Origin of the sequence: Clostridium beijerinckii (genome assembly GCA_003129525.1) — a bacterium.
GTDB lineage: Bacteria > Bacillota > Clostridia > Clostridiales > Clostridiaceae > Clostridium > Clostridium beijerinckii_D.
Genome location: CP029329.1, coordinates 3,626,709 through 3,651,285, shown reverse-complemented (window position 1 = coordinate 3,651,285; position 24,577 = coordinate 3,626,709). Strand labels below are relative to the sequence as shown.

Sequence of the window (24,577 nt, the reverse complement as noted above, 5' to 3'; positions counted from 1 at the left end):
AAATAATAAAAGCAAATATTTTCATTTTAATGCAGTGCTTTTTATAGTGGTTAACTTTAATGCTAATAACCAAATCGTGGAATGACAAGGTTAATTAGTGGCTTTATGAAAAGATCAAAATTTAAAGAGAAAAAATTCTATGATCATATTTTGAAGAATGAATTGTATTTGCAGAATTCTGTGCTACTATTAAATTATGGTAACAGGAATGTAATTACGCATATAAAGGTGAAATTTAATAAAAAAGTATTTATAAATTAAGGGGTGATGACTATGCATACGGATCAAAGATTAATGGAAGCATATGAAAATGCAAGAGTAGAATATTTTGACGAAAACTCAAGATATGTTTTCTTTAGCGATTGCCATAGGAGTAATGGAAGTCATTCTGATGAATTTACGAAAAACAGAAACACCTACTTATTTGCCCTTGAATATTATTATAAAAATGGATTTACCTATGTGGAAGCAGGAGATGGAGATGAATTATGGGAACATCCTCGCTTTCGAGATATAAAAAATGCTCATTCAGATGTATTTAATGTATTAAAAAGATTTTTTGATCAGGATAGATTGATTATGTTATATGGAAATCATAATATATACTTAAAAAAACAAGAATACGTAGAAAATAATTATTATACTTACTATAACTACTATAAAGAAACAACCTATGATTTTATGAAAGGTCTGAAACCTTGTGAAGGACTTATTTTGAAAAATAGAAATACTCAGCAGGAGATTCTAGTTGTTCATGGACATCAAGGAGACTTATCTAACGACCAGCTTTGGTTTCCAACCATGCTTTCATTAAAATATTTTTGGAGATTTTTGCATGCTTTAGGTGTTAAAAGTCCATCTAGTCCGGTTGTAAATATGCATAAGAGACATAAGATTGAGAAGAGCTATGTAAAATGGATTAAAAAACATAAAAAAATGATTATTTGCGGGCATACACACAGATTTAAATATCCCAAAAGTCACGAACTGCCATATTTTAATATAGGATGTTGCGTCTATCCTACTAGCATAACGAATATTGAAATCACGGATGGAGAAATTCAGCTAGTCAAATGGAGTGTTTTCCCAGATGATGATGGTGTCCTTCAAATAAGAAGAGAAGTTGTAAGGGGGCCCAATCCTATTGAAAATTATGATATTAGCAAAACGTAATAAAATTAAGCAAGCGCAGATTGTGAATAGTTTATTAATGATTTAATGAAAGATATAAGGATTAGGAAAATTAAAAATGATTATTATATAACTTTTAAAGATGATGATTCATATAATTATGTTGAAGTAGCCATAATGAATGGTTTGCTTACTAATTAGTTTAAAGATATATTATAAATAATTTCTCTAATTAGGTTTATATTATAAAAATGTAAAGTGGTGATTTTTTTGAACATAATTATATGTGAAGATAGAAAAGAATATATAGAACAAATTTCTAAAATAGCAAAACTTGTATTTGAAGAGAGCGGTTTGGAATGTAATATTAAAGCATTTAATATCTATGAGGAAACAATAAATTATATTAAATCTTTAAATTCATATGAAGATTGTCTTTATATTTTAGATATAGATTTGAAACAGGATAAAAATGGTTTATCGTTGGGAAGAGATATAAGAAATATTGATGAATATAAAGGAGAAATGATATATGTTACTTCTCATATTCACCAAATGCAGAGTGTATTTAAATATAAGTTAAAAATATTAGATTTTATAGATAAAGGTTATGACATGGAAAATTCTATTAAAGAAGCACTTAATGCATATATTAAAATTTATAAAGATAATATTGAAAATGAATCTTTAATATTTAAAGTTGGTGGAAATGTATTTATAATAAAACCTTCAGATATTATTTGTATAGAAACTGATAAGAGTAAAAAGAAAATTATTATATATACAATAAAAAATGAAATAAGTGTAAATTTAACTTTAAAAGAGGTTCAAAAGGAGCTTTCAAATCAATTTGTACAAATTCATAGAAGTATAATTGTGAACAAAGAACATATTAAAATGATTGAAAATATTAATGGGGATTTATATGTAGTTCTTACGGGTGGTATGAAAGAGATTGTTTCCAAGAGAAGAGAAAAGGAGATAAAAGCATGCATTACACCATAGCAACAACATTAGCACAAACTTATCTTATTTATGTTTTTTCTGATAAAAAGATAAGTATTAAACTTAAAGGTTTTTTTGCAATAATGATAGTAATACTTATTAAACCTAGTGTTATGGAGTTTTTAAAAGATAACCTTTTATCTTTTATATTTGTATGGTTTTGCAATTATATTATAACTTATTTATGTATTGGGAAGAATTTGAAAAGGAATTTGGAACTTTCCTTTTTTGTAGAACTGATTACTCTAATGTCTTATTACATGAGTTCAGGTATAGTACTTATTCTAGGCAATGACATAAATATAAAAGATATATTTAACTTTAATATTTTGTTACATCCAATTAATCACAATTTCATATTAATTTATTTAGCTATCATTATAGCTTTTGGATTATTCAGGAGATATATTCCATTAAGTTTTCCAGAGGATAATGTCAAACAAAGAAACTTTAATGTTATATATATAATTATTTTTATTAATATATTAATAAAAATAATTAATGATTTGAATATAAACTATGGAATTAAATTAATCTCATTTGTTTGTATAAATTTCTTTGTTTTAATGTTTTATATTATAAATAATAAATTAGATATAAAAAATATAAAAGATGAATTAGAATTGAGTGAAAAAGAGAAGAAAATTAAGGAACTAACCCTATACATAGAGACTATAGAGGAATTAGTAGAGAAGTATAGAGAATTTAAACATGATTATAAAAACATAGTGTTAGGTATAGGAATAGATAATTTAAGTGAGAATAATTTATTAGATAAATTAAATAGAGAAATGGTGGGAGATAAAAGTTATGATGCCTTCTTAAATTTAAAAGATATAAATTATATTCCTCTAAAATCTATTCTTTCATATTATATAATGTTAAGCATTAAGAAAGATGTAAAAGTAAGCTTAATAACTATAGGGGAAATAAAAGAATGCAACATATCTGAAGTGGAATTTTCTAGAGTTATGGGAATAATATTAGAAAATGCATTAGAGGAAACATTAAAAAATGATAATAAAAAATTAGAAATTTATGTGGAGGCAATTGATAATAATTTAAATATTACAGTAGCAAATACCTTTAAAAAAGAAGAACTAAACATGGATAAAATTTATAATAAAGGTTATTCTACTAAAGGTAAAAATAGAGGATTAGGTCTTTATATAATTAAATCTATAATTGATAAAAATTCTAATATGACTCTAGATACATTCATAAATGAGGGAATGTTTACACAAGATTTATATATTTTTTCTGTCAAGAAGAAGTTAGAAGGAAAATAATACTTTTAACTTCTTCTTTACGTTTAGTGCAAAAAACATCCTCCGAACGTAATTGTAAATGAAATTTAAGACATAAATATATACGTTGGAAGAAATGCTATTTTAACTTTTTAATAATAAGTATATTATTTAATTGTTCACAAATTCATAATTCATTGTACATACTAGTAGTAACACATTATTAAAGTGATGATTATATACGATTAATGGTTCAAAAACTTTAAGTAATATCAATGTAATGGATTTCAAAATTAATAGGGAACAAATTAAAAAAGATTTAGGAGGGAAACATATGACAAATTACAAAGGTAATGATCGTTTGTTAACGGGAATGATTCTAGGTGTAGCAACCTATTGGTTATTTGGTAATTCTATAACAGCAGGAGTGCCACCACTTATTCAAGATTTAGGAGTTTCAAGTTCCGTTGTTAGTACTGCGATTAGTATCACTGCATTAATTTGTGGTGTTAGTATTGTAACAGCAGGAAGTATTGCTGATAAGATAGGAAGGGTTAAGATGACTCAGTTTGGATTCATCTTAAGTATAGTTGGTTCTATACTTTGTGCAGTAGCAACAGGATCAACACTTCTTATTGCGGGTCGTATTATTCAAGGTTTATCAGGTGCATTTATTATGCCAGCTACTTTAGCACTTATAAATGCTTATTATCCAGGAGAAGCTCGTCCACGTGCTATAAGCTTTTGGTCTTTAGCATCTTGGGGTGGTAGTAGTGTTGCTAACTTCTTCGGAGGTGCAGTAGTATCAGCGTTAGGATGGCGTTGGTTATTCTGGCTTACTGTTCCAGTGGCATTGATTGGTATGTTTTTAATTAAGGGTACTCCAGAAAGTAAAATTACTAGCGCAGAAAAACAAGGTGCTGATTATTTTGGAATTATTACTTTAGTGTTAGCATTACTTTCATTAAATTTAGTTGCTACTCGTGGTGCACAGTTAGGATGGGCTAGTCCTACTATTCTTTCATTGATAGCTGCTTTCGTAATTTTATTTATTTTGTTCTTATTCATTGAAAAAAGAAACTCTGCTCCATTAGTTGATTTATCTTTATTCAGTAGTAAAGGTTATAATGCAGCTGTAATTTCAAATTTCTTGTTAAATATGTGTGCAGGTTGCTTGTTTATATTAATGCCTTATGTTCAAACAGGACGTGGATTAACTTCATTTCAAAGTGGATTGTTAACAATTAGTTATTTAATTGCTATAGTTGGGACAATTCGTGTAGGAGAAAAAGTTATGCTTAAGGTAGGAGCACGCTTGCCAATGGCTATAGGTACATTAATGGCTGCGGTAGGAATATTCTTAATGACATTAACATTCTTACCTAATGTTGCATACTTTACAGCTGTTGTAGTTGGTCTTGCTATCATGGGAACTGGATTTGGATTTTATGCAACTCCATCTACAAATACTGCAGTTGGAAATGTTCCAGCAGAAAAGGCAGGTTCAGCATCAGGTATTTATAAAATGGCAAGTTCTTTAGGCGGTAGCTTTGGAGTTGCTATTTCTGGAGCCGCATCAACTGCTATTCTTATGAACAACGCATCAGCTGAAAATTTAGCAGCTGGTTGGGGATTAGGAGTTAGCGTAATCGCAGGATTTATATCATTAATTGCAGTAATTCTTCTTGTCCCTAAGAAAAAGAAAAATGAGGACATTCAAAATCAAAAAAGAGCTAGTTAACTTTGTCAGATAAAAATAAATAGTAGTATTTTAAATATAGAAAGGAAGTATTTATATGTCAAATATATTAGATAAGGCTAAAGAAATTGAAGACTATGTTATTAATTTTAGAAGAGATTTACATAAAAATCCTGAACTTAGTGGTCAGGAATTTAAAACTCAGGAAAAGATTATGAAGGAATTAGATAAACTTGGAATACCATATAAGAAAGCAGGAAATACCTCCTTGATTGCCACATTAAAAGGTGGAAAGGATGGAAGAACTGTAGCTTTAAGAGGAGACATGGATGCTCTTCCAGTAAAAGAGGAAACAGATGTTGAATTTAAATCCAAAACACCTGGATTAATGCATGCTTGTGGTCACGATGCTCACACTTCTATGCTTCTTGGTGCTGCAACAATTTTATCGGAAATGAAGGAGGAGATATCTGGTGAGGTTAGATTCTTCTTTCAAGAAGGTGAGGAAACTTTCTCAGGTGCGAAAAAAATTATAGAAGCAGGTGGAATGGATGGAGTAGATGCTTGTCTGTGTATGCATGGAATGGCAGAATTAGAGACAGGATATGTAAATATTGAACCAGGGTATAGAATGGCAGGCTGTGATACTATTTATGTTAAGTTTGAAGGAGTATCAGGACATGGATCAGTTCCACATCTCGCAAAGGATACTATTCATCCTGCATGTATTTTTGTCACAGACATTCAAGGGATAGTTACTAAAAATATTAATGCCCAAGATCCAATAGTAATTTCTGTAGGAAAATTTATTGGAGGTACAAAGGCAAATGTAGTTTCAAAATATACAGAGATTGATATTTCTATGAGATACTTTAACCCAAAGGCTAGAGAAACAGCTCATGAAGCAATAAAAAGACATGCAAAGGCCATTGCAGATGCTTATGAACTTAAGGTAGATGTAATTATAGAAGAAAGTGCACTTAGTATGTATAATGATCCAGAATTAGCAGCACTAGCTGATAAGTCTGCAACAAAAGTTTTTGGAGAAGGAAAAAATTTAACTTTAGCTAAGTATATGGGATCAGAAGATGCGCCGTACTATTTTGAGCGTGCTAAAGGAGTATATGCATTTGTTGGATATAGAAATGAGGAAAAAGAAGCTATATACTTTCCACACCATGAGAAATATAAGATTGATGAAGACTATATGAAATATGGTACAGCACTACATGTACAATTTGCTCTTGATTTTTTAAATAAATAACATGGAAAACATCGAGCTGATCTAAAAGAAATTATGATAAGAGGATGTATAAATTAAATAATTGAAATAAAAAGTGGTTTAAATAAGGGGCTGTTGCACAATGAATAAAAATTCATTATGCACAGTCCCTTTTGCATAATTCATATGAAATAGCAGATCTTTTATACAAATGTTTTTAATAAACAACCATTTTGCAACAATCCCTTTTGGGTATAGTAATAAAGATAAAAATATAAAGGGAGAGTGACAATATGCTAAAAGAAAATATGAATCAAAAACCTAATAGATTAATAAATGAAAAGAGTCCATACCTTTTGCAACATGCTTATAATCCAATAAACTGGTATTCATGGAGTGATGAAGCATTTGCTAAAGCTAAAGAAGAAGATAAACCTATATTTTTAAGCATTGGATATTCTACTTGTCATTGGTGTCATGTAATGGCACACGAATCTTTTGAAGATGTGGAAGTTGCAAAAATTATAAATGATAATTTCATAGCAATAAAGGTAGATAGGGAAGAGAGACCAGATGTAGATAGTGTCTATATGACTGTTTGCCAAGCTTTAACTAATCATGGTGGTTGGCCACTTACAATAATAATGACTCCAGATCAAAAACCATTTTTTGCAGGAACTTATTTTCCTAAGAATTCTAAATATAATATGCCAGGAATTACAGACATCTTATATTCTATAATTACTCATTGGAAAGATAATAGGAATAAGCTTATATCTACTAGCGAAAGCATTTTAGCAGAACTTGATAAATATTATGAAGGAGAAAATAATGATACTAAATTAACTTCTAAAACATTAGAAAATGGATATAATCAGGTTTCACGTATTTTTGATAAAAAATATGGAGGATTTGGATCTGCTCCTAAGTTCCCAACACCGCATAAAATTATGTTTCTACTTAGATATTATAAAACACAAAAAGATATTAAAGCTTTAGAAATGGCTGAGAAAACTTTAGATTGTATGTATAAAGGTGGATTATTTGATCATATAGGATTTGGATTTTCTAGATATTCCACTGATAATAAGTGGTTAGCACCACATTTTGAGAAAATGCTTTATGATAATGCATTATTAATTATTGCATATCTTGAAGGATATGAAATCACTAAAAATGAGTTGTATAAAAATGTAGCAATGAAGGCACTAGAATATGTATTTAGGGAACTTACAAATGAAAATGGTGGATTCTATTGTGCAGAGGATGCAGATAGTGAAGGTGAAGAAGGAAAGTATTATGTATTTAATCCTTTAGAAATTTTAGAAGTTTTAGGTGAAGAGGATGGAACATATTTCAATGAATACTTGGACATAACTGTTGATGGAAACTTTGAAGGTAAGAGTATTCCTAACTTAATAAATAATAGTGAGTTTAATGAAGATAATGATAAAATAAGAGATTTGAGTGAAAAAGTACTTGAATATAGAAGCAAAAGAATGAAATTGCATAAAGATGATAAGATTTTAACATCGTGGAATGGTCTTATGATAGCAGCTCTTGGAAAAGCATATAAGGTTCTTGAAGATGAAAGGTATTTTGAATATGCTAAAAAAGCAGTGGATTTCATTTTTAATAATTTAATTGATGAAAATAAAAGGTTACTTGCGAGATTCAGAGATGAAGAATCTCGTCATAAGGCATATTTAGATGACTATGCATTCCTTTGTTTTGGGCTTATAGAGCTTTATGAAAGTAGCTTTGATATTACATTTTTAAAGAAGGCTATTGATTTAAATAAAGATATGATTAATTTCTTTTGGGATAATGATAAACAAGGATTTTTTCTTTATGGAGAAGATAGCGAAAAATTAATAGCTAGACCTAAAGAATTATTTGATGGAGCAATACCTTCAGGAAATTCTGTTGCTGCATATAATTTAATAAAACTTGCAAGAATAACTGGAGATGCAAATTTAGAAGAAATGGCGGAAAAACAGCTTGATTTTATTTGCGGATCTATATTTAGTGAAGAAATAAATCACTCATTCTTTTTAATTGCAGCATCTTTTGCATTAAATACATCAAAAGAATTAGTATGTGTTATTAAAGACAAAAGTGATGAAGAAAAAATTAAAGACTTACTAAGTGAAAAACAAACCTTTAATTTAACAACAATTATTAAAAATGATGAAAACAAACAAGAAATTGAAGAACTAATACCATTTATTAAAGATTATGATTTCGTAAATGAAAAATCTACATATTATCTATGTGAGGGAAAATCCTGCTTAGCTCCAGTTAATGATATTAATGAATTGAGAAAGTTACTATAAAATATGAACTTATCTTTGGAAAATATACTGTTAGAAATTTGCAAGGGTTTACTAGTAATTGAACATTTAAAATTAACACTTAAAAAGTGCAACACAAAGTCTGAATTTCAGATGTTGTGTTGCACTTTTATTGTAATAAAATGAGCATTATAAGTAACAAAGATCTTTATAAGGCAACACTTATTACTCAAAGCTTAAGATTTAGCAATGTATTAAGTAAGCAAGAATTGATGAATAATAAAAAATAAATTAGTATGTATAGTTAAATTGAGTAGATTATGAATGTTATATATAGAATAATTTGGATATTTAATATATAATAAAAAATTATATATTAAGATAAATAGTGTACACGAAATTGTTGATTTAAAACAAATATAAAAAGTTAATTGTAAAATATATAACGATTTGGGGGAATAAAGATGAATAAAACAGTACTACTTGTTGTAGATTTTCAAGAAGGATTAGTAGTGGGTAATCCATTTAACAAGGAAAATACTATTAATAATATAAAGTTATTAATTAAAGAATGTAGACATAAAAAGGTAGAAGTTATTTATGTGCGACATGATGGTGGAAAAGGTGGTGAATTAGAATTTGGATCTGAGGGATGGCAAATTTATAACCCAATTGCACCTAAAGAAGGAGAAAAGATTATAGAAAAGAAATATAATAGTGCTTTCAAAAATACAGAACTAAAAGAATATTTAAATGAAAAAAATATAGGAACAATAATTTTAGTTGGTATGCAAACTGAATATTGTATAGATACAACATGTAAGGTCGCTTTTGAACATGGATTTAAATTAATCATCCCAGAGGAAACAAATACAACATTTGATAATGAGTATATGTCAGGAAAAGAGATACATGATTATTATAACTTTAAGATATGAAAAAATAGATTTGCAACATTAATAAAAGTAGACGATATTATCAAAGGATTGATATCTGAATAAATTTAAATTTATTAATAGAACTATTAGATATAAAAAATATAAATAGAATTATTTGTATAAAGATATCAACATATGTAAAAAATATATAGATATATATAGAAATGAAATTAGCAATAGTTTAATTATTGAGAGAGGAGTCTATAAAATGGATATATACACAATAGGGCATTCTAACTACCATGTAGAGAAGTTAATAGATATGTTAAAATATTATGATATTAATACTGTTGTAGATATAAGAGGAACTCCTTATTCTAAATATAATGTTCAATATAATAAAGAAACTATAGCTAATACATTAAAAGAAGCAGGATTTTTATACCTATTTATGGCTAAAGAATTTGCAGCTAATAGAGAAAATAAAATATCCTACAATAAAGAAGGATACTCTGATTTTGAAAAAGTAATTGTTGAAAAAGACTTCTTAAATGGGATTGAAAGACTAAAAGCAGGGTGTGAAAAAGGTTATAAAATAGCACTTCTTGGAGCTATGCAAGATCCTCTAAGATGCCATAGAAGTATATTAGTTGGGAGAGCTTTAAGAGAACATAACTTTAATGTTAAACATATTTTAGATGACTATTCATTAGCTTCTCAAGAGAATATAGAAGAAAATCTTTTAAATAAATATTTTAGTAATAGAGCTCAATTAACCATAGATAGTTTACTTGAAAATGATATGAGTGAGGAAGAGATGATTAAAGAAGGCTACAAGCTAGCAAATAGAGAAATTGGATATAGGGTAGAAAACTTAAAAAAATCAAAATAACTACAATATACATATATTACTTTAGATTAATAAGTAGGAAGTTAAACATGGGTGTTTTATCTAAAATTTTTAGGCGCAAAGAAGAGAATAACGAGAATGTAAGAGCAGATAATGTTAAGGGAAACAATAACGCTACAAATTATGTGAATTCAAATAATTTTTCAAGTGAAACAAATTATTTTATTTGGGTAAATCTTAAAAATTTTGAAGTGAATATTTTTAATGGAAGTACAAATAAATGGACTTTAATTCATAAGTATTTATGCACTATAGGAAAACCAGCCACACCAACACCAAAGGGAACTTATACAATTGGAATAAAAGGTCTTTATTTTGGAGTAAATAAAGGATATAAATGCTGGTATTATACTCAGTTTAAAGGAAATTATTTATTTCATTCAATAATATATAATTTAGATGGATCTATTAGAGATGGGAGACTTGGAATGGCATTATCTGATGGGTGTATACGGTTGACTAAAGCAAATGCTAAGTGGATCTGGGACAACATCCCTAGTAGAACTAAAGTAGTCATTAGTTAAGAACACTAAACCGTTGTATATATTAGAATAGTTTAGTGTCTAGATAATTTATTTCATTAACCAATAGGTTTTATTCTCTGATAATTCAAATCCAAGTTTTTTTTGTAAAACTATCGAAGCGAAGTTTTTTTCTACAATTTGTCCATAGGGATATCTTTTGTTAGCTAAAGCATCATTAGTAGTTATGATTTGTAGAGCGGTGCCAATACCTCTTCATCTATATTCAGGTAGAAATTCTAACATTCCTATGGAACCTTCTTTATGACTATCTATAAATCCGCATAAATTATCAGCAATAAATGCACCAAACATAATATTTGCTATTCCTTGGTTTTCAGTAGAAATCATATATATTTGAGATGGAATATATATTAAAGGAACAGCTTCATCTGAAGCAAATAAGATTATGATCTTATCAATTGGCTCAATAAGAATAGTTTTAATTGAAGCTTGTAGGAGGATTATAGAGATATTTTATATACCGATTCAGTACACATATTTATAAATTATAATTAATCAGAAAATTCAAAATATATATTGCAATACTTTATAGAGTGCTATATAATATAGACAAGATAAAGAATAAAATTTATCTTAGTGAACTGACACTTCAATCCGGCAGAAGCGTATATCTTTAGAGATATACAGTTGGTGACGGGCAACGTAAAAATCCCGGAAGCAATGTACGACGTATGGGCGTACCCAGTTGGCGGACAACGTAAAAATCAGTTACTAAGTAAGAGCAAATGTACAAAATCATGATACATTTGCTCTTTGCTTTTTGAAGTATTTTATTCAAAAGAATGTACTCTTAAATTTATTCAATATAGCTTAGTAAGCATCTATTTGCTGCTTACTAATACGATTTATTACATTTATAACGGTATTTGGAATAGAGGAGTTGAGTTTGCAGCTTGCAATAAGGTATCAAGAGCCAATGTACGTTCACCAAAACCTTGCAATTACTATGAAGATTAGGTTGAAAAAATAATAGTCAGAAAATTCGAAAAACATCTTGCAATTTGATATGAAGCAAGATATAATATAGACAAGATAAAGAATAAAATTTATCTTAGTGGACTGACACTTCAATCCGGCAGAAGCGTATATCTGAAGAGGTATACAGTTGGTGACGGGCAACGTAAAAATCCCGGAAGCAATGTACGACGTATGGGCGTACCCAGTTGGCGGACAACGTAAAAATCAGTTACTAGGGAGAGCAAGTGTATTTTATACACTTGCTCTTTTCTGATAAATTTTAAATAAAGTACATTCAAAAAAATAACAAATCGGTATATTAGTATATCTGACTTGTTATTTTTTTTTTTTTTGAATGTGACTAAAGGTTTGGCTCAATGACGCAAAAAGTTTTATTATTAAGCTTTTTATATTTTTAATAAACTTTGACATATACATATAATTATAAAATTAGTTTATTTCTCGTTCCTTATTTTAGTTGAAATAATAGTAATAAAAAGATATACTGATTTGAGATATTTAAATAAGACATTTGGGGATGTTATTTTTCAGATGACTAAAAAGACTGGAGTTATAATTAGATGAAGAAATTTAAAAAAGTTTATATAGAGATAACGAATGTATGTAATTTAAGTTGTAATTTTTGCCCTAAAACAGCTAGAAAACTAAAGTCTATGGACAAAGAATCCTTTGATCACATTATTAAAAACATAAAACCTTATACAGATTATGTTTATTTCCACTTAATGGGAGAACCATTTTTGAATAAAGAACTTAAAAATTTCTTGGAAATAAGTAAAGAAAATCAATTGAAAGTTAATATAACTAGTAATGGAACTTTAATACGTGAAGTTAAGGATACATTACTTAATGCACCTGCTTTAAGACAAGTAAATATTTCGCTGCATAGCTTTGAGGCTAATGAGGAACAAATTGATTTCAATGAATACATAAATAACATAATTAATTTTGTTAAAGAAGCAACTGAAAATACTAATATAATTTGTTCTTTGAGATTATGGAATTTAGATACAAGATATAGTGCTAATAACAATATGAATATTGACATATTTAAATTACTTGAACAAGAATTTAAAATAGATTGTGATTTGAAGGAAAGCCTAAAAGAGAAAAACAGTTTTAAATTAAAAAATAATGTATATATTAGCATGGGTGAAAAATTTAAATGGCCATCTTTAAAAGAAGAAGAATTAGGAGAAAGGGCTTTTTGCTATGGACTTAGAGATCAAATCGGCATATTGGTTGATGGGACAGTTGTACCATGCTGTTTAGATAGTGAAGGTAGCATTTCTCTTGGCAATATTTTTGAAAACACTTTAGATGAAATTTTGAATTCTAAGAGAGCTAAAGATATATATAATGGCTTTTCAGGGAGAAAAGCAGTAGAAGAATTATGTAAAAGATGTGGATTTACAAATAGAGTAAGATAGATGTTGATATAAGTACAAATAGAAATGGAAGTGATTAAAATAGAAGTAGCAATTAAATCAGTAGGAGTCTTTTTATTATTATATTTTTCATATTATTATGCATTGAGATTTATTCAATCAGTTTTTCAAGGTGCAATCGGAAGTATGAGTTCTAAATTAGCTAAGTTTATATATGGATTAAGTACACCCGCTCATGAATTAGCACATTTATTAGTTGCTATATTGTGTCTTGCTAAAATAGAAGAAGTACAACTTTTTCCAAAGGAAAACAGACCAGGATTTGTAAGATCTAGAGTTGGAAGTAGAATTCCGTTTTTCGTAAGTATAAAGGAATTTCTTATAGCAATAGCACCTGCATTAGTAAATATACCATTGTTTATATTTATAGAAAGTAAATTTATATTAAAATGTGAAATATCAGAAATATCAAGGATATTAGATCCGAGAATTATATTTACTAAAGAAGGGTTAATAACAATTTTATTATTTTTAGTATTAATAAGTGGAATTGCACCAAGTCATGAAGATTTTAAAGGAATGATTAAAGGACTTATAATTTTCAGTTTTGTTATATTTGGACTATCTTTTGCAACTGCAATGATTTCAGATATGAAATGGGTAAATATTAATCCAATCTTAACTGTTATATTTTATTATCTTGAAATCATAATAGCAGTATTAATATTGAACTTAATTGTAAATTACAGAAATTGTTTAAAAGTTACGTGGGCTATATTAATAAATGCATTAAAACACACTTTTAAAAAAAGCTAAGACATATGAAAGAAAATAACAAGTCAAATCTGCAATGTATATTTGACTTGTTATTTTTTATAGTCTAATGAATAATTAATCCTAAATTGTAAATATTAAATATATAAACTTTAGTAGGAGGAATTGTCATGGATTTAAAAGATAGTAAAACCAAAGAAAATTTATTGAAAGCATTTGCTGGAGAAAGTCAAGCAAGAAATAGGTACAATATAGCAGCTGCTCAAGCGAAAAAAGATGGACTTTATGTAATTCAATCAGTATTTGATTATACAGCAAATCAAGAAAAAGAACATGCAGAGGTTTTTTATAATCAATTAAAGGCATTCTCAGGTGAGAATATACACATTGATGGAACTTATCCTATTGATAATTATAATTCTACACTAGAGTTGCTTAAATCAGCTAATCATAATGAATTAGAAGAATCTGATGTTGTATATAAGTCATTTTCAGATGTTGCAAAAGAAGAAGGATTTACAGTAATATCAAATATATTTAGTAATATTGCTACTATAGAGAAAATTCATGCAGATAGATTTAATAAATATGCAAAAGAATTAGAAGAAGGAAGTTCATTTAAAAAAGATCAAAATGTACAATGGTTTTGTACTAATTGTGGATTTATTTACGAAGGAAAAGAAGCACCAAAGTCTTGTCCGGTTTGTGAACATCCACAAGGATATTTTATGGTGTATAATGGTATATGAAGTTAGATGTATTAAATGATCAGGATATATATAATCATATGACAATATATGAACTTTTATTGAGAAAAGATAGTAATATATGTATATGTATTGGAAAAATGTCAATACTTCTTAATAAGGAGTGATTATTTATGATCAATAAAAAGAAATTATTTGTTTCAATGACAATAATATTAGCACTTATATTTTCTATAACATATTATTTGTCAGATAAATATATAAGTAATAAAAATGCTAAAAATAAAGCTGCAATAGCAAGCGAAATAAAGAAAAGCAGTGGAATAAGTGATAGCACCAAAATATATTTATTTGCAGGAGAAAATAAAGAGAAAGAATCAACAATAGCAGATTTGAAAAAAGAGCTAAATATAGATGGAAATTTAACACAAGCAGAATTATCAAAAGCATTACAAGATAAAGGATATGTTTTAGAAATAGAATCTAATGGTGAAATGAAATATAAAAAAGACATTTCAAAATTTATAAAACCAAATAAATACTATATTGGTGAGAAAGATGGATTTTTAGCCATATATAAAACTGACAATGATGGAACATTATTAATTGAAAATAGTGAAGATGTATATTCTAATAATAAAAAAGTAGAAAATTTAAGAGAATCAGATAAAAATAAAATTAAAAATTTTGAATTTGAATACAATTCAAAAGAAGATGCAGAGGAAAATTTGTCTGAATTCTTATCTTAAAGTTTTGTAGAATATATAGTTTATAACTAATTGTTATAATTAACAAAAAGGTATGTGAGTAATTAATTACTCATATGCCTTTTTTGAATATGCATAAGTCATTAAAAAATACAATATTGAAAGATTTCATTTAAAATGATAAAGTATAAGTTAGGTTTTATTTAATGTAGAAATTTGTTTTTAAAAGATTATACTACTTAAAATTTTAATTTAGGTACATATCGTTTATATACAAAAGTTGGAGGAATTAGATGTACGAATATATTAAGGGAAAATATGTAGGTATAAATAAGGATTATATAATAGTAGAAAATAGTGGTATTGGTTATAAAATATTTACATCAGGTGCTACAATGTCCTCCATACCAAAAGCAGGAGATGAAATTATGCTTTATCTTGAACAAATAGTAAGAGAAGATTTCATTGGATTATACGGATTTGATTCTAAGGACGAATTAGAAATGTTTAAATTGCTTTTAACAGTTAATGGGGTTGGTCCTAGGGCAGCGTTATCATTATTATCTATAAGCAGAGTTAATAATCTTAAATATGCCATATTGACTAATGATGAAAAGCATATATGCAGAGGTGTTGGTATAGGTAAAAAAACAGCAGCTAGAATTATTCTAGAACTTAAAGATAAATTAAAATCAGATGAGTTATTAGATAGTAATCCAAATTTTGATAATGGTTCTAATGAAAATAGTATTGTATTATCAGAGGCTTTAAGTGCGTTACTTGCGTTAGGCTATAGTGAAAAAGAAGCAGACGTTGCACTTAAGAAAGCAGATAAAAATGATAGCGTTGAAAATGTAATTAAGAATGCTTTAAAAGTGCTAATGGGATAATTCAATCAATTAACAATTAAGTAAGAAATCCTACAGATTTCTTATGATTTTAAGGATTTTGATTAGAATTTATCCGATAGCTAGCATCCATTATCGCCTACTTCCTCAAGTGGGAGATAACGGATGCACGTTCCTGGATAAGTTGAAATTTATCATTTAGGATGAGTAGGAGGTGTTTTATGGAAAGAATAGTTAATCCTGCAGAATTTGAAGAAGATTCAAGCTCTGAACTTAGTATAAGGCCTCAAAAAATAAATGAATATATAGGACAAGATAAGGTTAAAGAGAGATTAGATATATTTATAAAGGCAGCAAAAAATAGAAACGAAGCATTAGATCATTCACTTTTGTATGGTCCGCCAGGACTTGGGAAAACTACTTTAGCTAATATTATTGCAAGTGAAATGGGAGGCGATTTAAAAGTCACTTCAGGCCCTGCAATAGAAAGAGCTGGGGATTTAGCAGCTATTTTAACGACCTTAAAGGACTATGATGTTTTGTTTATTGACGAAATTCATAGATTAAATAGAAATGTTGAAGAAATTTTATATCCTGCAATGGAAGATTATGCATTGGATATAGTTATAGGTAAGGGCGCTGCTGCAAAGTCTATAAGAATTGATCTTCCTAAATTTACACTTATAGGAGCAACAACAAGAATTGGAATGCTTACATCACCACTCAGAGATAGATTTGGTGTACTGTGTGCTATGGAATATTATACAGATGAAGAACTTAAGGAAATAGTGGTAAGAAGTGCTACTGTGTTTGGATGTAAAATTACTGAAGAAGGAGCTCTTGAAATTGCAAAAAGATCTAGAGGAACACCAAGAATTGCCAATAGATTATTAAAGAGAGTTAGAGATTATTCGGAAGTAAAATCAAATAAAGTAATATCTTTAAAGGAAGCGAAAGCAGCTTTGGAGTTACTAGAAGTGGATGATAAAGGATTTGATAAGGTTGATAATAAAATATTAGAAGCCATTATAGATAATTTTAATGGAGGCCCTGTTGGTATTGAGACACTTTCATATTTCATAGGAGAAGAATTAGGAACCATAGAAGATGTTTATGAACCTTATCTACTTCAAAAGGGTTTTATAATAAGAACTCCAAGAGGGAGAATTGCAAGCGAGAAAGCGTATAAACATCTTGGAAGAGTAAATACTTCAAAGAATAGAGAAAATAATAAAGTGCAAAGAAATTTTTTTGAAAATTAAAAAACATTTTTCAAATTATATTGATAAATAATTATATTATAGTAAAATCACAAGAATTTAAGAATTTAAGAATTTAAGAATTTAAGAATTTAAGAATTTAAGAATTTAAGAATTTAAGAATTTAAGAATTTAAGAATTTAAGAATTTAAGAATTTAAGAATTTAAGAATTTAAGAATTTATAGTAATAATATAGGTTTTAGTTAGGAGAAGATTAATAAATGAACGTAAAAGATTTTGATTTTTATTTACCAGAAGAGTTAATAGCTCAACACCCTCTAGAACAAAGAGATTCATCAAGACTTATGGTTTTAGATAAAGAAACTGGAGAAATTAATCATAAGAAATTTCATGATATTGTAGGATATTTGAATGAAGGAGATACTTTAGTATTAAATAATACAAGAGTAATGCCAGCAAGATTAATTGGTGAAAAAGAAGATACACACGGGAAAATAGAATTTCTTTTGCTTAAGAGAATTGAAAAAGATAAGTGGGAATGCTTAGCAAAGCCAGGTAAATCTGCAAGAGTAGGCAGAAAGTTTACATTTGGAGACGGAAAATTAAAAGCTGAAGTAGTAGAAGTCAAAGATGATGGAAATAGAATTATTGAATTTTTCTATGATGGAATATTTGAAGAAGTATTAGATGCACTTGGTGAAATGCCATTGCCTCCATATATTCATGAAAGATTAGAAGATAGAGAAAGATATCAAACAGTTTATTCGAAAGAAAATGGCTCAGCTGCAGCACCAACTGCAGGACTTCACTTTACAACAGAATTATTAGCAGAAATAAAAGACAAGGGTATAAATATAGTTTATTTAACTTTGCATGTTGGACTTGGAACTTTTAGACCAGTAAAGGTTGAGTCTTTAGAAGAACATGAGATGCATTCAGAATTTTATATGCTTTCTAAAGAAAGTGCAGCTATAATAAATGAGACTAAAAAAAGAGGGAATGCTGTTATTTCTGTTGGAACAACATCAACAAGAACTTTAGAAACTATTGGTGATAACAATGGATTTGTTAAAGAACAAAGCGGATGGACTAATATTTTTATATATCCAGGATATAAATTTAAAGTAGTGGATAATTTAATAACAAACTTCCATTTGCCACAATCAACATTAATAATGCTTGTTTCGACTTTAGCTGGAAGAGATAATGTTATGAATGCATATAAAGAAGCAGTAAATGAAAAATATAGATTTTTCTCATTTGGAGATGCTATGTTTATTAAATAAACAATTGTCAATGCTCAAGGTTCAATAATCAATTAAGTGGACAGTTCCTATCATTGACAATTGATCATTGAACATTGAAAATTATCATGTGCAGTTTTGATTACATTGATGAGGTGACATAATCAAATGTTTCAATTATATAAGGGATCTTTAGTTATTTTCTTAAGATGCCAAAAAATTATAATTAAGAGGTGGAACTTTTGAGTAAAAGATATACGTTATTAAAAAAAGATGGAAAAGCAAGAAGAGGGCAGTTTGAGACTCCACATGGGACTATACAAACTCCTGTATTCATGAATGTTGGAACACTTGCCGTTATAAAGGGAGCCGTGTCTAGCATGGATTTAAAGGAAATAGGGTGCCAAGTTGAACTCTCTAATACATATCATCTTCATTTAAGACCAACAGATAAAGTGGTTAATAAGCTTGGAGGATTACACAAATTTATGAATTGGGATAGACCAATTCTTACAGATTCCGGCGGATTCCAAGTGTTTTCACTTGCAAAGATGAGGAAGATTAAAGAAGAAGGTGTATATTTCAATTCTCATATAGATGGTAGAAAAATATTTATGGGACCAGAAGAATCAATGCAAATTCAAAGCAATTTAGCATCAACTATTGCAATGGCGTTTGATGAATGTGTTGAAAATCCAGCACCAAGAGAATATGTTGAAAGATCAGTAGATAGAACTACAAGATGGCTTGAAAGATGTAAAACTGAAATGGATAGATTAAACTCTCTTGAGAGTACAATAAATAAAGAACAAATGTTATTTGGTATAAATCAAGGTGGAGTTTATGAAGACATAAGAATAAAACATGCTAAAGAAATAACTAAAATGGACTTAGATGGGTATGCTATAGGCGGACTCGCTGTTGGAGAAACTCATGAAGAAATGTATAAAGTAATAGATGCCGTTGTACCATATCTACCAGAGGATAAACCAATATATTTAATGGGAGTTGGAACTCCAAGTAATATATTAGAAGCGGTGGATAGAGGAGTAGACTTCTTTGATTGCGTACTTCCTGCTAGAAATGGAAGACATGGAAATGTATTTTGCAGTGATGGTAAGCTTAATATTATGAATGCAAAATTTGAACTTGATACAAGACCAATAGATGAAGGATGTCAATGCCCAACGTGTAAGAACTATACAAGAGCTTATATAAGACATTTATTTAAGGCTAAAGAAATGCTTGCTATGAGATTATGCGTATTACACAATTTATATTTTTATAACAAATTAATGGCAGAAATAAGAGATGCTATTGATGGTGGATATTTTAAAGAATTTAAGGAAAAGAAATTAAAAGAGTGGGAAGGCAGAATTTAGGGGGATTCAATATTTAATTGTAAATACCCAAATATTAATTAATCAATAAATATTTGTAGAATCTTACGAATTTTGTTTTTAAATATGCATAAATTACTAGTTAAAGATATGCAATAAATACTGGTGTATATTGACATTAAACTTAAAAAAATGTAAACTTCTTATCATACAATAAAGAAATATTAAAAAATGAATTTGGAGGAGAAGAATGGATAATATATCAGCATTACTTATTAACGTAGTTCCTTTTATACTAGTGTTTATAGTTTTTTATTTTTTACTCATATTACCTGAAAAGAAAAGAAAAAAGAAATATCAAGGTATGCTTGAGGAATTAAAAATAAATGATGAAGTTGTAACAAGAGGTGGAATCATTGGAAAGATTACACATATAGATGAAAAAAGTATTACTCTTGAAACAAGCACTGCTAAAACTAGAATTAAGTTTGATAAGAGTGGAATATCACATAAAGTAAAAGCAGATTAATCATAATGCCCTTTAATACATCATAAAATGAAGTGTTAGGGGGTGTTATTTTAATGGAAAATAGTAAATACTTAAAATCAGTAGTAAAAGGTACTTTAGGAACTATAATTCTTAGCTTTATAGGAATTTCAGTCTTATCTTTATTGATGACCAAACTAGTATTTAGTAAAGGTATTTTTAACATGATATATGTAATAATATCTTTATGCAGCATAAGTTTAGGTGCAATAATAGGCGCAAGAAAAAATCAAGCAAAAGGATGGTTTGTAGGTTTTGGAGTAGCCCTTGGATATTACTTGGTATTATTTATAATATCTAGTAGTTTTACTGGTGAAATAACTTTTAAGCTTTTTGATTTAACTAAACTTGTCATAGCATTAATCGTAGGTACTCTTGCTGGAATGTTGGGAATAAATTTATAAGATATTTTACGTAAAATTAACGTTATTAGGATAAAAAGAATTTACATCGAATTCAAGATGATTCTTAGGTGGATTTTATAGGAATTTTTAGTTAGATACATGGATAAATAAAAGACTTTATTAAGAAATTATAGTGTGCTATAATGAACAATGTGTCAACATATGAGTATAATAATATTTAAAATTAAGAATAAATAATACTTTGAGATAGAGTTTTATTTTCTTAATTTTAAATATTTAAGTATTTTACATAACAATATAAAAAGTTGACCGAATTATCATTCGAAATTTTCTTATGAGGAATATATACAATACTAATTAAGGAAAAGATATAATGTACAGAGGGGGATTAACATGAAAAAGAAAGGCAAAAGTACAGCATTATTTATATTAATTATTGCTGTAATTGTAGGATTAGCTTTTGCAGGCTTTAAGGGATTTGTCATAGGCGGATATGAATTTAAATCCTTTGATAAAGTAATAACTAGAGGACTTGATTTACAAGGTGGAGTTTCTGTCCTTATGGAAATTCAAAAAGATACAGTAACTGCAGAAGAATTAAAAAGCACTAAAGAACATTTAGCTCTAAGGGTAAACAAACTTGGAGTTGCTGAAACAATTGTTACAACAGAAGGTGACAAAAGAGTTAGAGTAGATGTCCCAGGACTAACTAATTCTAAAGAAATAGTAGAGAGCTTAAAAAAATCAGGTAACTTAAGTTTTAAAGGACCAGATGGAACAGAAATTTTAACAGGTTTAGATGTTAAAAAAGCAACGGCTCAAATGAACCAAGAAAAGGGTGGATATGAAATTGCCCTAGAATTTAACGAAGAAGGACAACGAAAATTTGCAGAAGCTACAGGAAAGTATATAGGGCAAACAATATCTATTAATCTTGATGATGAAGTGATATCACAACCTACTGTACAAGTACAAATCAATGATGGTAAAGCAGTTATTACTGGAAGTAGTACATTGGAAGAATGTAAAGCTACTGCAGGATTAATTAATTCAGGAGCGCTTCCTGTACCAGTAAAAGCAGTTGAAGTTAAAAATGTTGGAGCTCAATTGGGAGCTACAGCGTTCCCAAATGCTGTTAAAGCAGGAACAATAGGAATAGTGTTAGTTTTCCTACTTATGGTTGTTAATTATAGAGTTGAAGGATTACTTGCGAATGTTGCATTAACATTATATATAGTTCTTATACTTCTTATTTTTATAGAAGTAGGAGTAACATTAACACTGCCAGGTATAGCAGCATTACTACTTACTATTGGTATGGCTGTTGATGCAAATATATTAATTTTTGAAAGAACTAAAGAGGAGTTACTTAAAGGAATATCTATTAAATCCGCAATTAAAAAAGGATCAGAAAATGCTATGTCTTCAATAGTGGATTCCAATGTAACAACACTACTTTCAGCATTAATTCTATATTTTATAGGGTCAGGTTCAGTTAAAGGATTTGCTATCACCCTTATGATAGGTATAATTATAAGCATGTTTACTGCTTTAGTAGTAACGGAATTACTTGTTCGTTTAGCCGTAAACAGTGGCATATTAAATAGATTATCACAATTTGGAGTTAGCAAGAAAAAGGGGGTTAAGGAACATGCTTAAGATAATGGAAAAATCAAAAATATGGTTTTCAATTTCCTTAATCATTATTGTAATTGGCGTAGGATTCTTATGTTTTAGAGGATTAAACTTTGGAATAGATTTTAAAGGTGGTACGGAAGTATCAATTCAATTAAATGAAAATATTAATAAAGAAGATGTTGATGCAATAGTTAAAACTTATGCACCAGATGCTTCTACAAATACAGCTGATAATTATGAATACGAAATAAAGTCAGCAGATCTTGATAGTGATAAAGTAGCATCAATTATGACTGATTTAAAAGATAAGTATCAATTAGAAGATACAGCATTAATTGAACAAAATGAAATAGGTTCATCAATAGGAAAAGAGTTAACAAGAAACTCAATATTAGCTTTACTTGCATCTTTTGTTGTAATGCTAATATATATAGCTATAAGATTTGAATTCAAATTTGGAGTTGCGGCTTTAACTGCTACAATACATGATATAGTAATAACTGTTTGTGTTTATGCAATATTTAATATTCCTGTAAACACACCATTTATTGCAGCAATACTCACTATAGTAGGTTATTCTATGAATGATACAATAGTAATTTTTGATAGAATAAGAGAAAATGTTAAGAAAATGAGAAGAACAAATTCAAGTGAAGTTGCTAATATAAGTTTGACAGAGACCATGACGAGATCAATATATACATCATTATCAACATTAATAACAATAATTGCTATTAATATATTAGTACCATCAGTTAGAGAATTTACTATTCCTTTAATAATAGGTATTATAACTGGAGCATATTCTTCAATATGCATAGCATCACCAGTATGGGTATATTTAAAAGATAAAATTGAAAACAAAAAAGGAAAACTACAAAGAGCTTAATTACTGGAAAATAATAGAGACCTCCAGCACTAAATGGAGGTTTTTTAATTTGTTAACAAAATAATTGTAAAAATTACTATAATCATTTATAATAAAGGTGTTTTCTAATTTTATGGAGGAATAAGCCATGCGTAAATTCTGGGAAAGTATATATTGTCCGAATTATATTACTGGATATAACCCATTTATACTTAAAGGTATGAACAAAGCAATAGAGAGATTAGCTTTAGCTGTAAATAATAGACAAAAAATAGTTGTCTATGGTACATATAATGTTGATGGGATTTGTGCAGTTTCATCATTAATTCTGGTTTTAAAATATTTAAATGCTGATGTTGAGTATGTTATATATGATAGACAGGAAAATGATGCTGTAATAAATTCAATAGATATAAGAGATAATGTGGATTTTTTAGGTGCTGAACTTTTAATAACTTTAGGTGTAGGATTGAAGTCTCAAGAAGAAGTAAATTTATGCAAGGAATTAGATATAGATTTAATTGTTGTTGAAAATGAGGAAAGTGACTTAGTGAATGATTACATTTACATTAATCCAAATCAAAAGGGTTGTCAGTATAGATATAAAAATTTATCTACTAGTGGATTAGCATTTAAATTAATGCAAGCTATCGCTATTTATTACAATATGAAGAGTATAAATAAGTATTTAGATTTAATACTTATTGGTATACAGTGGTCAAAAGTATCGGCTAAAGGGGAAAATGGGGTATTAATTAAAGAAGGAAATAAATTCTTAATGAATACTAATAATAATGGGTTGAGATCAATAATAGAATTTAATAATATAGAAGAATTTGATAATGATGGCATAAATAAAATAATAGAATTTATAATCCCGCCTATAGGGGCAGTTGGAATTATGGATAATGCGAGAATTGTTTTAGAATTATTAACAACAAATGATAAAGATAGAGCGAATCAAATTATTAAATATTTATATAGTTTAAAGAGGACTAATCCTCTAAATTATATATAATAG

The 24,577-nt window shown here is 28.2% G+C and carries 22 protein-coding genes and 1 pseudogene; all 23 read left to right on the top strand.

The features are described from left to right. Positions 1-273: 273 nt before the first annotated feature. The 23 genes and pseudogenes from DIC82_16425 to DIC82_16315 all read left to right on the top strand — a co-directional run bounded on the left by DIC82_16425 (position 274) and on the right by DIC82_16315 (position 24,574). On the top strand, positions 274-1,173 hold the full coding sequence (locus tag DIC82_16425) for a serine/threonine protein phosphatase (protein ID AWK52489.1): 900 nt from the start codon (positions 274-276) through the stop codon (positions 1,171-1,173). A gap of 228 nt (positions 1,174-1,401) precedes the next feature. Next, a complete protein-coding gene (locus DIC82_16420; GenBank protein AWK52488.1) occupies positions 1,402-2,136 on the top strand; it encodes a DNA-binding response regulator in 735 nt (244 codons plus the stop codon). After that, the gene (locus DIC82_16415) at positions 2,121-3,425 is read left to right on the top strand and encodes a histidine kinase (GenBank protein ID AWK52487.1); all 1,305 of its coding nucleotides are present in this window, start codon (positions 2,121-2,123) and stop codon (positions 3,423-3,425) included. Before DIC82_16420 ends, DIC82_16415 begins: the two co-directional genes overlap by 16 nt. Before the next feature lie 292 nt (positions 3,426-3,717). Continuing rightward, positions 3,718-5,124, top strand: a complete 1,407-nt coding sequence (locus DIC82_16410; GenBank protein AWK52486.1) for an MFS transporter — start codon at positions 3,718-3,720, stop codon at positions 5,122-5,124. A gap of 55 nt (positions 5,125-5,179) precedes the next feature. Continuing rightward, the gene (locus DIC82_16405; protein AWK52485.1) at positions 5,180-6,346 is read left to right on the top strand and encodes an amidohydrolase; all 1,167 of its coding nucleotides are present in this window, start codon (positions 5,180-5,182) and stop codon (positions 6,344-6,346) included. A gap of 266 nt (positions 6,347-6,612) precedes the next feature. Further along, positions 6,613-8,640: a hypothetical protein gene (locus tag DIC82_16400; protein AWK53114.1), complete on the top strand. Its 2,028-nt coding sequence runs from the start codon at positions 6,613-6,615 to the stop codon at positions 8,638-8,640. Positions 8,641-8,774: 134 nt separating this feature from the next. Next, a pseudogene (locus tag DIC82_16395) lies at positions 8,775-8,888 on the top strand (cysteine hydrolase). Between the two features lie 174 nt (positions 8,889-9,062). Further along, complete coding sequence (locus DIC82_16390) at positions 9,063-9,536, top strand: cysteine hydrolase (protein ID AWK52484.1); 474 nt, start codon at positions 9,063-9,065, stop codon at positions 9,534-9,536. 208 nt (positions 9,537-9,744) lie between these two features. After that, a complete protein-coding gene (locus tag DIC82_16385) occupies positions 9,745-10,368 on the top strand; it encodes a hypothetical protein (protein ID AWK52483.1) in 624 nt (207 codons plus the stop codon). 47 nt (positions 10,369-10,415) lie between these two features. After that, positions 10,416-10,910 (top strand): hypothetical protein, encoded by a 495-nt coding sequence (locus tag DIC82_16380; GenBank protein ID AWK52482.1) that lies wholly within the window; start codon positions 10,416-10,418, stop codon positions 10,908-10,910. 1,559 nt (positions 10,911-12,469) lie between these two features. After that, positions 12,470-13,339 (top strand): radical SAM protein, encoded by an 870-nt coding sequence (locus tag DIC82_16375; protein ID AWK52481.1) that lies wholly within the window; start codon positions 12,470-12,472, stop codon positions 13,337-13,339. Positions 13,340-13,378: 39 nt separating this feature from the next. Further along, positions 13,379-14,113 (top strand): hypothetical protein, encoded by a 735-nt coding sequence (locus tag DIC82_16370; protein AWK53113.1) that lies wholly within the window; start codon positions 13,379-13,381, stop codon positions 14,111-14,113. Between the two features lie 128 nt (positions 14,114-14,241). Beyond that, positions 14,242-14,820 carry a rubrerythrin family protein gene (locus DIC82_16365; protein AWK52480.1) on the top strand — a complete coding sequence of 193 codons (579 nt, stop codon included), beginning with the start codon at positions 14,242-14,244 and terminating at the stop codon, positions 14,818-14,820. 131 nt (positions 14,821-14,951) lie between these two features. Next, positions 14,952-15,527, top strand: a complete 576-nt coding sequence (locus DIC82_16360; protein AWK52479.1) for a hypothetical protein — start codon at positions 14,952-14,954, stop codon at positions 15,525-15,527. A gap of 251 nt (positions 15,528-15,778) precedes the next feature. Further along, a complete protein-coding gene (locus tag DIC82_16355) occupies positions 15,779-16,375 on the top strand; it encodes a Holliday junction branch migration protein RuvA (GenBank protein ID AWK52478.1) in 597 nt (198 codons plus the stop codon). 179 nt (positions 16,376-16,554) lie between these two features. After that, the gene (locus DIC82_16350; protein ID AWK52477.1) at positions 16,555-17,595 is read left to right on the top strand and encodes a Holliday junction branch migration DNA helicase RuvB; all 1,041 of its coding nucleotides are present in this window, start codon (positions 16,555-16,557) and stop codon (positions 17,593-17,595) included. Positions 17,596-17,814: 219 nt separating this feature from the next. Next, the gene (locus DIC82_16345) at positions 17,815-18,840 is read left to right on the top strand and encodes a tRNA preQ1(34) S-adenosylmethionine ribosyltransferase-isomerase QueA (protein AWK52476.1); all 1,026 of its coding nucleotides are present in this window, start codon (positions 17,815-17,817) and stop codon (positions 18,838-18,840) included. 200 nt (positions 18,841-19,040) lie between these two features. Further along, the gene (locus DIC82_16340; protein AWK52475.1) at positions 19,041-20,180 is read left to right on the top strand and encodes a tRNA guanosine(34) transglycosylase Tgt; all 1,140 of its coding nucleotides are present in this window, start codon (positions 19,041-19,043) and stop codon (positions 20,178-20,180) included. 208 nt (positions 20,181-20,388) lie between these two features. Next, positions 20,389-20,667, top strand: a complete 279-nt coding sequence (yajC, locus tag DIC82_16335) for a preprotein translocase subunit YajC (protein AWK52474.1) — start codon at positions 20,389-20,391, stop codon at positions 20,665-20,667. A gap of 53 nt (positions 20,668-20,720) precedes the next feature. Next, positions 20,721-21,089 (top strand): TIGR04086 family membrane protein, encoded by a 369-nt coding sequence (locus tag DIC82_16330; protein ID AWK52473.1) that lies wholly within the window; start codon positions 20,721-20,723, stop codon positions 21,087-21,089. A 354-nt stretch (positions 21,090-21,443) separates the two neighbouring features. Then, the gene (gene secD, locus DIC82_16325) at positions 21,444-22,709 is read left to right on the top strand and encodes a protein translocase subunit SecD (protein AWK52472.1); all 1,266 of its coding nucleotides are present in this window, start codon (positions 21,444-21,446) and stop codon (positions 22,707-22,709) included. Further along, a complete protein-coding gene (locus tag DIC82_16320) occupies positions 22,702-23,577 on the top strand; it encodes a protein translocase subunit SecF (GenBank protein AWK52471.1) in 876 nt (291 codons plus the stop codon). The genes secD and DIC82_16320 overlap by 8 nt, the downstream gene beginning before the upstream one ends. A 127-nt stretch (positions 23,578-23,704) precedes the next feature. Further along, complete coding sequence (locus DIC82_16315; GenBank protein ID AWK52470.1) at positions 23,705-24,574, top strand: phosphoesterase; 870 nt, start codon at positions 23,705-23,707, stop codon at positions 24,572-24,574. The last annotated feature ends 3 nt before the right edge of the window (positions 24,575-24,577 follow it).